The sequence below is a fragment of the Rhizobium cerradonense genome (genome assembly GCF_030182455.1).
In the GTDB taxonomy this organism is placed as follows: Bacteria; Pseudomonadota; Alphaproteobacteria; order Rhizobiales; family Rhizobiaceae; genus Rhizobium.
Genome location: NZ_JAQJCK010000015.1, coordinates 1 through 12,328 on the forward strand (window position 1 = coordinate 1; position 12,328 = coordinate 12,328).

Sequence of the window (12,328 nt, forward strand, 5' to 3'; positions counted from 1 at the left end):
CGATCCCGTCCTGCACCGTGCTGCGGGCAATCCCGAGCAGATCGGCAATATCGCGAACGCTCACGCCGTCTGATCGCAGTCGAAGCAAATGTCGTAGTTGTCTCATGGTCAGCCTTCGTCTCTTCGACATGCCATCTCCTCAAGTTCAAAAGGAAATGCATGCCAAGGTTGCTGACCCAGGGGCACTGCTTACGTTGAAAAACTGTCCGGTATCAAATCGGAATCGCGTCCGGCTAATTCTCGGAATCGTGTCCGGTTTTTGATTGGAACGCCGTCCGGTAAATCATCGGAATCTACAGTCCGCGCTCAAGCCCGGGATCGCTTTGTTCGTGATTGCCCCGATATCGGCGGAGGAAAAGGTCGCCATGTCCTCCGCACTCAAGGCCGCAAGCTGCGTCGAACTCAATACCTTGACCTGCGCCGATGACAGGGCCTCGACCTGAGCAGTACTCATGGCCGCAATCTGTTCGGTCGTAAGACTTGCGACCGCATTGGTGTTCAAGGCGGCAATCTGATCGGTCGACAGCGCTGCGATCATATCCGTATCCAAGCCGAGAACGGCCCTGTTCGTGATCGCGGCGACATCATCGGTCGAGAATGTCGCTATGTTATCTGCGCCAAGGACCGCAAGCTGCGTCGAGCTCAACACCTTGATCTGCGTCGACGACAGGGCTTCAACCTGATCAGCACTCAAAGCCGCGACCTGATCGGTCGTCAGGCCAGCGACCGCGCTGGTGCTCAGAGCGGCGATCTGGTCGGTGCTCAGACCTCCCACAATGTTGGTAACCAAGCCCAGGATGCCCTTATTCGTGATCGCCGCCATATCGGCGGTCGAGAATGTGGCTATGTCATCCGCACCAAGGACCGCGAGCTGCGTCGAGCTCAGCGACTTCACCTGTGCCGGCGTCAGAGCCTCGACCTGAGCGGTACTCAAGGCCGCGATCTGATCGGTGCTCAGACCTGCAATCGCGCCGCTGTTCAAGGCAGCAATCTGATCGGTCGACAGGGTCTCGAGCTGATCGGTATCCAAGGCCTGGAGTTGCGTCGTCTTGAGGGCGCTGACCTGGCTTGTCGTCAGCGCGGCAACCTGATCGGTAGAAAGCGCCGCGACGGCGTCCGTGCCCAGACCCGAGACGGCTTTGCTGGCAATCGCCGCGATATCGGCGGTCGAGAACGTCGCTATATCGTCCGCACTCAGGGCTGCGAGTTGCGCCATCTTCAGGGCGCCGACCTGATCCGTCGTCAGAGCCTCAGCCTGATCTGTCGTCAGAGCATGAAGCTGCGTGGTGGTGAGCGCGGAAACCTGGCCTGAACTCAGACTTTCAATAGAAACCTTATCGAGAACGCTCAGTTGATCCAGCGTCAAACCAATTATGGCGCCTTGCGAAATGGCGCTCAATTGCTCGGTATCGAGGACGTCAACATCTTCCGTATCCAAAGCTGCGATCTGAGCCGAAGAAAGCGCTTGGATCTGCGCTGTGGAAAGCGATGCCACATCTTCGGTGGACCACGCCGCGACCGACGCTGTCGAAAGAAGTCTGATTTGATTGACAGTCAGGGAAGAAGCGATCGTAGTCATGCCCGCAAATCCTAAACGTTAAGTCCAGCGTCTCAACAACCAACAGGCGGCATGTTTGCCCAAGCTCTGAATGAGCATCGGCCACTCGATTCCGCCATTCTTTAAATGCTGGGTACGAAAAGGGGCTTGCCTGAACCTGAAGTTGGCTGACTTCGCAGCCTCTCCTTCAGACGTCCTCTGGAGGATTCTTCATCGCGAAATCAAACGGATGGTGGCATTTCTCGATGCCAGCCCAGCCTTGACCCCTCTGGGCGCGCCAAGAGGCCCTTTAGTCTAGTGATTCTTCAGACTTCGTCATGAGTCGGGATTTGCCGTTATGGTCTCACGCGGTCAGGATGCGCCGCCTGAAAGGCGGGCAGTTTGGCGCACTTGCCATCGATATCGGCTATGCGCCTGAAATCGGTCATGTCCACCCCCCAGCGGCGGGCGTTGTAGACCTGCGGAACAAGGCAGAGATCCGCCATCGTCGGCTGATCTCCAAAGCTGAACTCTCCCTTGCTCTCGCCCAGCATTGCTTCCAGTTTGCCAAGTCCGCTCGTGATGAAGTGCTTCATCCACTCGTCGCGGGCGTCGGCCTTGTCCGTTATGGTCATGACATGCGCCGCGACATGCGTGTTGCAGATAGGATGAATGTCCATAGCGATCGCGTAAGCAAGCGCCCGCACGTGCTGCCGGTCCGCAATGTCCTGTGGCATCAATCCGCACTCCGGCCGAAGTTCGGCGAGATATTCGATGATTGCGAGCGACTGCGTCAGCGTCCTCCCGTCGATCACCAGCGTCGGCACGAACCCCTGCGGATTGAGCGCCAGATAATCCGCGCTCCGCTGCTCGCCTTCCAGCAAGTTGATCGACACGGTTTTATAGCCGATCCCGAGCATATTGAGCGCAATGCGGACACGGTAGCTCGCCGATGATCTCCAGTAGTCGTAGAGAACGACCTCATTCATGGCGCCTTCGATCCTTCATATTTTTCGACCGTCTGCTCGATCGCTCCGAAGATCGAATGCCCAGTCCGATCCTTCATCTCGATGCGGACCTGGTCTCCGAACTGCATGAATGGAGTTTTCGGCGATCCGGTTTCAATGGTCTCGATCATCCGTATCTCGGCGATGCATGAATAGCCGTCTCCTCCGTCGTCGATCGGTTTGCCCGGCCCACCATCGAGCTTGTTGGAAACCGTTCCCGAGCCGATGATCGTGCCGGCCACCAGATTGCGGGTCTTGGCGGCGTGGGCGATCAGTTGGCCAAAATCAAACGTCATGTCGATGCCAGCATTCGCCTTGCCAAACGCCTTGCCGTTCAAGCTCACGAGCAGCGGAAGATGCAGCTTGCCGCCATCCCACGCCTCCCCAAGTTCGTCCGGCGTCACCGCGACCGGAGAAAATGCCGATGCGGACTTGGCCTGGAAGAAACCAAATCCCTTTGCCAGTTCTTCGGGTATGAGGCCGCGCAGCGACACATCGTTGACGAGCATGACCAGGCGGATAGCGCTGCGGGCGGCCTCCGCACTGGACCCCATGGCAACATCGTCGACGATGACGGCAACCTCGCCTTCCATGTCGATCCCATAGGCCTCATCAGCCATCACGATAGGGTCGCGTGGACCAAGGAAACCGTCCGAGCCGCCTTGATACATCAGCGGATCGATCCAGAAGCTGTCCGGCATCACGGCGTTGCGCGCCTTGCGCACCAGCTCGACATGGTTGACATAGGCCGAACCATCAGCCCACTGATAGGCCCGCGGCAAAGGCGACGCAGCATCATGTTCGTGGAAACGGATCGTCGGCTGCGCTCCCGTCTCGATACCCTCAGCAATCAGCGCAAGCCTCTGAGCCACATGCTCCCAATCGTCGAGCGCTGCCTGCAGCGTTCGGGCAATGTGACCGACCTCGGAGCAGCGCGTAAGGTCGCGGGAGACGACGACAAGCCGACCGTCCCTTGTGGAATCTTTCAAAGTCGCAAGCTTCATGTCCCAATCCCAATGTCGGAGGATGTTCGACCGGACTTCACTTGATGCCGGGAGTACCGTCGAAGCGGCGTTCCAGGCCGTCCCAGCATTCCAGGTAATTGTCCTGCCGCGTTTCGAGCTCGGCCGCGTATTTCGTCACCTGCTGTGGAAACCTCGTCTCGAACATGAACGCCATGGTGTTCTCCAGCTTTACAGGTTTAAGCTCGGAATTGGATGCTTTTTCAAAGCCCGATGCGTCCGGCCCGTGGGGAAGCATCATATTGTGCAGGCTCATGCCACCCGGCACGAAACCCTGCTCCTTCGCATCATATTGGCCATGGATCAGGCCCATGAACTCGCTCATGATGTTGCGATGGTACCAGGGCGGGCGGAAGGTGTGTTCCGCCACCAGCCAGCGCGGCGGAAAGATCACGAAATCGACGTTCGCCGTGCCGGCACTTTCGGTTGGGGCGGTCAGCACAGTGAAGATCGACGGATCGGGATGGTCGAACAGGATCGCGCCGACCGGGGAAAACGTCCGCAGATCATACTTGTAGGGAATATAGTTGCCATGCCAGGCGACCACATCGAGGGGCGAGTGGCCTATTTCCGTGACGTAGTATTTGCCACACCATTTGACATGCACGCGGCAGGGCGTCTCCTTGTCCTCGAAGGCGGCAACCGGGGTCTTGAAGTCGCGCGGGTTTGCCAGGCAGTTTGCGCCTATAGGCCCCCGATCCGGCAGCGTGAATTTCGCGCCGTAGTTCTCACATATATATCCGCGCCAGACTTTCTCATCGCCCTTGCGCGTCACCTTGAACATCATGCCACGCGGGATGACGCAGATTTCCAGGGGCTCGATGTCCATGATGCCCATTTCGGTGAACACCCTGATGGCACCGACCTGGGGCACGATCAGCAGCTCGCCATCGGCATTGAAGGAATAATCGTCCACCATGTCCTCGTTGAAGACATAGGCGTGTGACGCCATGCCTGTCTGGGTCATGACATCGCCGGCGGTCGTGATCGTGCGAATCCCGTCCAGGAAGGTCAACCTCTCGTTTGGCACGGGCACCGGGTCCCAGCGAAGCTGCCCCAAAGGAAGCGAATGTTCGTCAAGGCAGGGTGCGGATTTCCAGAGAGGATAGGAAGCGTTCGAAAAGCGGCGGGTATGACGCACGCTCGGGCGAATGCGATAGAGCCATGATCTTTCATTCGTCCCGCGGGGAGCGGTGAACGGTGAACCCGAAAGCTGTTCGGCATAGAGACCGTAATTGCATTTCTGCGGGCTGTTCTGGCCTTGCGGCAAAGCGCCGGGCAGCGACTCGCTTTCGAAGTCGTTGCCGAAGCCGGGCATATATTGCAGCGTCTCCGCCGCCGCAGACCGGCGATCGGAACCCCGGGTTCTCGTCTGGTCCATCGCTCAATCCTCCCGAAAATTGGGGCGACCCCACCTGTGCGCAGGGTCGCCGAAAGATCACTCTGCCGCGGTGCCGATGACGCCGCGCTTGATCTGATCCGCCTCGATGGACTCGAAAAGAGCACGGAAGTTGCCTTCTCCGAAGCCTTCATCGCCCTTGCGCTGAATGAACTCGAAGAAGATCGGACCAATGACGGTTTTGGAGAATATCTGGAGCAGGATTTTCGTCATGCCGCCATTCACCACACCTTCGCCGTCGATGAGGATACCATGTTTCTTCATGCGTTCGATGGGTTCGTCATGGCCGTTCACGCGCTCATAGGACATGTCGTAATAGGTCTCCGGAGGACCCGGCATGAAGCGGAGACCGTTTGCGGCAAGCCTGTCGGTGCCTTCGTAGATGTCTTCCGTTCCGACGGCGATGTGCTGGATGCCTTCGCCCTTGTACTTCTTCAGAAACTCTTCGATCTGACTCGTATCGTCCTTCGATTCATTGAGCGGAATGCGGATCTTGCCGCAGGGTGACGTGATGGCCCGGCTCACCAGACCGGTGATGCGCCCGTCAATATCGAAGAAGTGGATCTGCTTGAAATTGAACAGCTCGCGATAGAAAGCCCACCACTTGTCCATGTTGCCGCGGAAGACATTGTGCGTCAGGTGGTCGAGATAATAGAAACCGACCCCTTCGGGGCGCGGGTCGCGCTGGCCAAACCAGTCGAATTCGGCATCGTAGGCCGATCCCTTCTCACCGTAGGTCTCGATGAAATAAAGCAGCGAGCCGCCAATGCCGACAATCGCCGGGACGTCGAGCGCCTTGTCATCCCCTTCATAGGGAACGGCACCTTTTGCCACCGCATGTTCGAACGCATGCCTGGCGTCCACGACGCGCCAGGCCATCGACGGAGCGCAGGGACCATGATCGGCAACGAAACGAGCGGCATGGCTGCCGGGTTCGGCGTTCAGGAGATAGTTGATATCGCCCTGCCGCCAGACGGTGATGTCTTTCGTCCTGTGCTTGGCGACCGGAACGTACCCCATGCGCGTGAAGAGCTCGCGCAGCTTCTCAGGCTCGGGATGAGCGAATTCAACGAATTCGAAGCCATCGGTGCCGGCCGGATTGTCGGCGGTTATTTCCGAAGGCGGCGCATCGTGCGGGAAAGGACCCATTTTCTTTCTCCTTCAGAGACGATGAATTTGATATGCAAAGTGTGGCCCAAAACACGCGCAAAGTTCTTGCATTCTTCATGCCTGAGGAAGATATTATGCACGGATCGTGAGAGTTTTTGAGATTTTGCGCAATGGATGAACAGCTCGACAAATTGGATTTGCGCCTGCTGCAGGAATTGCAGAAAGACGGTCGGTTGACGAACAACGAATTGGGCGAGCGGATCGCGCTTTCGCCCTCGCAATGCTCGCGAAGGCGGACCAGATTGGAGTCCGAGGGATATATCCGCAGCTACCAGGCCAACCTGGACCGGCAGAAGCTGGGTTTGGATATGCTGGTGGTCATTTCCGTGACCCTCGCAACGCATAACAGAGACAATGCCCGCAGATTTTCCCAACTGATCAACGGACTGCCCGAAGTTCTCGAAGCCTATGCGCTGACGGGTGAAATGGATTATCACCTGAAGGTGGCGACCCGCGGGCTCAATGACCTTTCAAGGTTCGTCAACGATGTCCTGCTGCCCCACGAGTCGGTGCAGCACGTGAAGACCTCGATTGTCCTCGATACGCTGAAGACATTTGAAGGATTTCCGGTCCTCATGCCGCACAGTTGGCATGGCGATAGTGCGCGCTGAGTTGTCAGCATGCGCGAATGCGGCGCGACAAGCGCTAGATCGGCAGTTCGGTCGAGAATTTCAGCTCGCGCAGCACAAAACTTGATACGACCGTGCGCACATGCGGGTTGCGCATGAGGTATCGGGTCATGAAAGCCTCATAACTTTCCACATCCTTGGCCCGGATCTTCAGCATATAGTCGAAGGCGCCGGATAATGCGTAGCACTCCATGATCTCCGGTCGCTCCAGCACCACCGAGGCAAAAGACGCCACCGCCTCTTCGTGATGATCCTCCAGCGTAACATGCGCGATCACGCAGAGCTTGAGATCGAGTTTTCCCGGATCGAGCAGCGTCACACGCTTACGGATGACGCCGTCACCTTCCAGCTCCTGGATCTTCCGCCAGGCCGAACTCTGCGACATCCCGGCTTTTTCCGCCAGGTCTGCCAGCGAAAGGCTGCCATCGGCCTGGATGAGTTGCAGAAGCTTGCGATGAAAATTCCCAGGTTCTTTCATTTTCAGCGCCATATTCGAGAATATTTGCCACCAATATGGCAATAGCCAGCATAAAAGAAAAGAAAATCCTCCCCGCTCGGAGCACAATTGCAGGAAAGCCGCACTGGCTGGGAGGATCAGCATGACCAAGGAAAGCAGCTACACCGCCAAACTGCCCGGCCCGGACGGTTTATACGATTACACCGCCGAAGAAGACGCGATCTGGGGCGAACTTTATGAGCGTCAGATGAAGCTGCTGGCCAATATGGCCTGCCGCGAATATCTGGAGGGCGTCAAAACCCTGGGGCTCAAGTCGGGCAAGGTGCCTCAGCTTCTCGATGTCAACCGACGGCTGAACGAGACCACCGGCTTCGGCGTCGAAGGTGTGCCGGCGCTCATTCCGCCCTCGCGCTTTTATGAACTCCTGTCGCAGGGCAAATTCCCGCTCGCAACTTTCCTGCGCCGTCGCGAGCATATCGACTATATCGAGGAGCCGGACCTGTTCCACGAGGTATTCGGCCATTGCCCGCTGCTGACCAACCAGAGCTATGCCAATTTCGTTCGACATTTCGGCGAAACCGCCGTGCGCCTCGGCAAAGGCTATTCGTGGCATCTGTTCCGCATCTTCTGGTTCACCGTCGAATTCGGCCTGATCAATACGCCGCAAGGCCGCCGTTGCTTCGGCGCGGGCATCGTCTCATCGCCAAGTGAAGCGAAGGCGGCAATGGAGGGCAAGGCCTGCGAATTCCGGCCGTTCGATCTACTGACGGTCCTCAGGACGCCCTATCGGATCGATATCGTCCAGCCGATCTACTACGTCATCGACAGCTTCGCCGACCTTGAAGCGATCGTCGAGCAGGATATCGAAGGCTTGATCGTCAAGGCAAAGTCGCTGGGTGATTTTCCGCCCACTTTCGAAGCCAAGGCTTCGTGAACCGTCGAAAGGCGCGTGGGACTGATCGAACGCGTTTAGGCCCCAGCGGCCAAGCAACACAGCGCAACTCGCCCAAAATGCCGCCACCTGGCGGCATTGTTTTATCGGCTTTCGCCAGAGCGCCTTGCTCGATTAATGTGCACCGCAGCAAAGGCCGCCCAAGATTTGACCATGCCGTCAGCGGGTCAACAATTTCCTTCCCCTTTGATAATACTAGATTTTCTTGGCTTCATGAATTTGGCACGCAACTTGCTTTGTTATTTTTGAGGCCGATAAGGCTCACAGATTGGCGTCCAACGTGGGGCGCCCCAAGCAAAGCTGCTGATCAGGATTGACGAACGCGCTCCCAGCGTGCGCGAACCCTGGCCGGCAGCTTTTTTGTTTCAACTTGAACCCAGGAAGGCGCGACGTTGTCGCGCACGGAGAAGCTATGCCTGCTTTTGACCAAACGCCGACATCGTCCTCTGACGCACCGCAACGCGCGCTGTGGATATCGACACTCGCATTCACGCTCTGTTTTGCCGTGTGGACGATCTTCGCGATCATCGGCATTCGCATCAAACAGGAGCTCGGCCTGAATGAGGCCGAGTTCGGCCTGCTGGTCGGTACTCCGGTTCTCACCGGTTCGATCGTCCGCATTGTTCTTGGCATCTGGACCACGCGCTATGGCGGCCGGCTCGTCTACACGCTCACCATGCTGGCCGCCGCAGTGGCGACCTTCCTGCTCTCCTATGCCCACACCTATACGCAGATGCTGATCGCCGGCCTCGGCGTCGGTCTTGCCGGCGGCTCCTTCGCGGTCGGCGTCGCCTATATCTCGCCCTTCTTCCCGCCGGAGAAGCAGGGAACGGCGCTTGGCATCTTCGGCGCTGGCAATGTCGGTGCCGCGGTGACCAAGTTCGCAGCCCCCTTCGTTCTCCTTGCATGGGGCTGGCAGGCTGTCGCGGAGATCTGGGCGCTGGTGCTTGCAGTCATGGCAATCGTCTTCTGGTTCACCACGACGGACGATCCGGCCTTCCGCGCCCGTCGCAATGGCGGCGGCGCATCCAAGAGCCTCCTGCAGGAATTCGCGCCGTTGAAGAATGTGCAGGTATGGCGCTTCTCGCTCTATTACTTCTTCGCGTTCGGCGGCTTCGTCGCCCTGTCGCTGTGGCTGCCCCGTTATCTGGTCGGCGTCTACGGCTTCAACCTTGAGACTGCCGGCATGGTCGCCGCAGCCTATTCCATTCCCGGCAGCATCTTCCGCGCCTTCGGCGGCATGCTTTCCGACAAGAAGGGCGCACGCAGCGTCATGTACACGATGCTGGCGGTGTCGGCAGTCACCACCTTGATCCTTTCGCTGCCGGCCGCCACCGCGGCAGGCCCGGCCTTCGGCATCACGCCGGCCATCTTCATCGTCGTCATCTTCATCCTTGGCTTCTTCATGAGCCTCGGCAAGGCGGCCGTCTATAAGCACATCCCCGCCTATTATCCCGGCGCCGTCGGCGCTGTCGGCGGTATCGTCGGCATGATGGGCGGCCTTGGCGGCTTCATCCTGCCGATCGCCTTCGGCCTGCTCAAGGATATGACCGGCCTCTGGTCGAGCTGCTTCATGCTGCTCTTCGCGATCGTCGCCATCTCGCTGGTATGGATGCACTTCTCCATCCGGCAGTTGCAGCGCAACAGCGCAGCGACCGCAAATACCAGCGTTTTTGCCCAGTAATTCGGATCGGACTTCCCCTATGACCCAGAAACTTGTCATCATCGGCAACGGCATGGCGCCCGGCCGCATGCTGGAACACCTCCTCGAAAAGGCGCCCGGCCAGTATGAAGTGACGATCTTCAACGCCGAGCCGCGCGTCAATTACGACCGCATCATGCTGTCGCCGGTTCTTTCCGGCGAAAAGGACTACGAGCAGATCATCATCCATGGCGATGGCTGGTACATCAAAAACAACATCACCCTCTATAAGGGTCACAGGATCATCAATATCGATAGGGCGGCCAAGACGGTCACCTCCGATCACGGCGTCACCGAGAGTTACGACAAGCTGGTGATCGCAACCGGTTCAGTGCCCTTCATCATTCCGGTGCCGGGCAAGGATCTGCCCGGCGTCATCACCTATCGCGACCTCGACGACGTGCAGGCGATGTTGCTCGCCGCCCAGTCGCGTGAGAAGGCAATCGTCATCGGCGGCGGTCTCCTTGGCCTCGAAGCTGCTGCCGGCCTTGCCTCCCGCGGGATGGATGTCACCGTTCTGCATGTCATGCCGACGCTGATGGAACGCCAACTCGACCCGGCTGCAGGCTATCTGCTGCAAAAGGCGGTGGAAGAGCGCGGCATCAAAGTCATTACCAAGGCCAATACCAAAGCGATTGTCGGGAACGGCAAAGTCGAAGGCATCGAGCTTGAAGACGGCCGCATCATTCCCGCGACCCTCGTCGTCATGGCAGTCGGCATCCGCCCAAGCGTCGGGCTCGCGAAGGACGCCGGTATCGCCGTCAACCGCGGCATCGTCGTCGACGATGGCATGAACACGTCCGATGGCGACATCATGGCGCTTGGCGAATGCGCCGAGGTCGGCGGCATGGTCTACGGCTTGGTGGCGCCTCTCTATGAAATGGCTCGTGTCGCCGCTTCGCATTTGTCGGGAGACCGCTCCGCCGCCTTCGTGCATTCCGACACGCCGACCAAGCTCAAGGTCACCGGCATCGATCTCTTTTCTCTCGGAGACTTTGCAGATGGCGACGATCGCGAGGAAATCGTTCTGCGCGACGCTGCAGCCGGCGTCTACAAGCGCGTGATCCTCAAGGACAATCGCGTCATCGGCACCGTGCTATACGGCGAGACTGCTGACGGCGCATGGTTCAACGACCTGAAGAAGAAGGCGACCGATATTTCGGAGATGCGCGAGACGCTGATCTTCGGCCAGGCCTACCAGGGAGGGTCCCCGCTGGACCCTATGGCGGCCGTTGCAGCCTTGCCGGATGATGCGGAAATCTGCGGCTGCAACGGCGTCTGTAAGGGCAAGATCACCTCGACGATCACTGCCAAGGGTCTGACGTCCCTGGATGAGGTGCGCGCCCATACCAAGGCGTCCGCCTCGTGCGGCTCCTGTACCGGGCTCGTCGAACAACTGATGACGATCACGCTTGGCGACAGCTACAATCCGAAGGCCGTGCAGCCGATGTGCGCCTGCACCGAGCTTGGCCATGACGATGTGCGCCGGCTGATCAAGGCCAAGGGGCTGAAGAGTATCCCCGCCGTCATGCAGGAGCTAGAGTGGAAGACCTCGTGCGGCTGCGCGAAATGCCGGCCGGCGTTGAACTACTACCTCGTCTGCGACTGGCCGGATGAATATGCCGACGACTATCAGTCGCGCTTCATCAATGAGCGCGTTCACGCCAATATTCAGAAGGACGGCACCTACTCCGTCGTGCCGCGCATGTGGGGCGGCGTGACCAGTTCGAACGAGCTGCGCGCTATTGCCGATGTCGTCGACAAATTCGAGATTCCGATGGTGAAGGTGACCGGCGGCCAGCGCATCGACCTGCTCGGCGTGCAGAAGGAGGATCTTCCCGCCGTTTGGGCCGATCTCGGCAAGGCCGGTTTCATTTCCGGCCAGGCCTATGCCAAGGGCCTGCGCACGGTGAAGACCTGCGTCGGCTCCGACTGGTGCCGCTTCGGCACGCAGGATTCGACCGGCCTGGGCATCCGCATCGAGAAATTCATGTGGGGCTCGTGGACGCCGGCAAAGCTCAAAATGGCGGTTTCCGGCTGTCCGCGCAATTGTGCCGAGGCAACCTGCAAGGACATCGGCGTCATCTGCGTCGACAGCGGCTTCGAGATTCATTTCGCAGGCGCTGCCGGTCTCGACATCAAGGGCACGGAAGTGCTTGGCCTCGTCAAGACTGAGGATGAGGCTCTGGAGCATATCGTGGCGCTGACTCAGATGTACCGCGAACAGGCCCGCTATCTCGAGCGCATCTACAAATGGGCCAAGCGCATCGGTCTCGACGAAATCCGCCGCCAGATCATGGAGGATGCCGAAAAGCGCAAGGCTTACTACGAACGCTTCGTCTTCAGCCAGAAATTCGCTCAGGTCGACCCCTGGTCGGAGCGCGTCTCCGGCAAGGACAAGCATGAGTTCAAGCCGATGGCGACGATCGGCTACCCGCAGGCCGCCGAGTAAG

Annotated in this window: 10 protein-coding genes and 1 pseudogene; 4 read left to right on the forward strand and 7 right to left on the reverse strand. The window is 58.8% G+C overall.

Annotation, left to right across the window (positions count from 1 at the left end):
• The 6 genes and pseudogenes from PH547_RS25745 to hppD all read right to left on the reverse strand — a co-directional run.
• Positions 1 to 130 (reverse strand): helix-turn-helix domain-containing protein (locus tag PH547_RS25745; RefSeq protein ID WP_285169843.1); only part of this gene is annotated, 130 nt, incomplete at its 3' end.
• 201 nt (positions 131 to 331) lie between these two features.
• Positions 332 to 1,579 (reverse strand): annotated as a pseudogene (locus PH547_RS25750) (hypothetical protein); the annotation flags it as partial.
• A 314-nt stretch (positions 1,580 to 1,893) separates the two neighbouring features.
• The gene (maiA, locus tag PH547_RS25755; protein WP_285169763.1) at positions 1,894 to 2,526 is read right to left on the reverse strand and encodes a maleylacetoacetate isomerase; all 633 of its coding nucleotides are present in this window, start codon (positions 2,524 to 2,526) and stop codon (positions 1,894 to 1,896) included.
• A complete protein-coding gene (locus tag PH547_RS25760) occupies positions 2,523 to 3,548 on the reverse strand; it encodes a fumarylacetoacetate hydrolase family protein (RefSeq protein ID WP_285169764.1) in 1,026 nt (341 codons plus the stop codon). The genes maiA and PH547_RS25760 overlap by 4 nt, the downstream gene beginning before the upstream one ends.
• Positions 3,549 to 3,585: 37 nt before the next feature.
• A complete protein-coding gene (gene hmgA, locus PH547_RS25765; protein WP_260304185.1) occupies positions 3,586 to 4,947 on the reverse strand; it encodes a homogentisate 1,2-dioxygenase in 1,362 nt (453 codons plus the stop codon).
• A gap of 57 nt (positions 4,948 to 5,004) precedes the next feature.
• Complete coding sequence (gene hppD / locus PH547_RS25770) at positions 5,005 to 6,114, reverse strand: 4-hydroxyphenylpyruvate dioxygenase (protein ID WP_260304186.1); 1,110 nt, start codon at positions 6,112 to 6,114, stop codon at positions 5,005 to 5,007.
• A gap of 131 nt (positions 6,115 to 6,245) precedes the next feature.
• Here hppD and PH547_RS25775 point away from each other — a divergent pair, with 131 nt between their 5' ends.
• Positions 6,246 to 6,746 carry an Lrp/AsnC family transcriptional regulator gene (locus PH547_RS25775; RefSeq protein ID WP_260304187.1) on the forward strand — a complete coding sequence of 167 codons (501 nt, stop codon included), beginning with the start codon at positions 6,246 to 6,248 and terminating at the stop codon, positions 6,744 to 6,746.
• A 34-nt stretch (positions 6,747 to 6,780) separates the two neighbouring features.
• Here PH547_RS25775 and PH547_RS25780 read toward each other — a convergent pair whose 3' ends face one another.
• Positions 6,781 to 7,242, reverse strand: coding sequence for an Lrp/AsnC family transcriptional regulator (locus PH547_RS25780; RefSeq protein ID WP_260305249.1), 462 nt, complete (start codon positions 7,240 to 7,242; stop codon positions 6,781 to 6,783).
• A 121-nt stretch (positions 7,243 to 7,363) separates the two neighbouring features.
• Here PH547_RS25780 and PH547_RS25785 point away from each other — a divergent pair, with 121 nt between their 5' ends.
• The 3 genes from PH547_RS25785 (at position 7,364) to nirB (ending at position 12,327) form a co-directional block, all read left to right on the forward strand.
• Positions 7,364 to 8,155 carry a phenylalanine 4-monooxygenase gene (locus PH547_RS25785; RefSeq protein WP_260304188.1) on the forward strand — a complete coding sequence of 264 codons (792 nt, stop codon included), beginning with the start codon at positions 7,364 to 7,366 and terminating at the stop codon, positions 8,153 to 8,155.
• A gap of 430 nt (positions 8,156 to 8,585) precedes the next feature.
• Positions 8,586 to 9,857 (forward strand): MFS transporter, encoded by a 1,272-nt coding sequence (locus PH547_RS25790; RefSeq protein ID WP_285169765.1) that lies wholly within the window; start codon positions 8,586 to 8,588, stop codon positions 9,855 to 9,857.
• Between the two features lie 19 nt (positions 9,858 to 9,876).
• Positions 9,877 to 12,327, forward strand: coding sequence for a nitrite reductase large subunit NirB (nirB, locus tag PH547_RS25795; RefSeq protein ID WP_283051741.1), 2,451 nt, complete (start codon positions 9,877 to 9,879; stop codon positions 12,325 to 12,327).
• Position 12,328 lies beyond the last annotated feature (1 nt).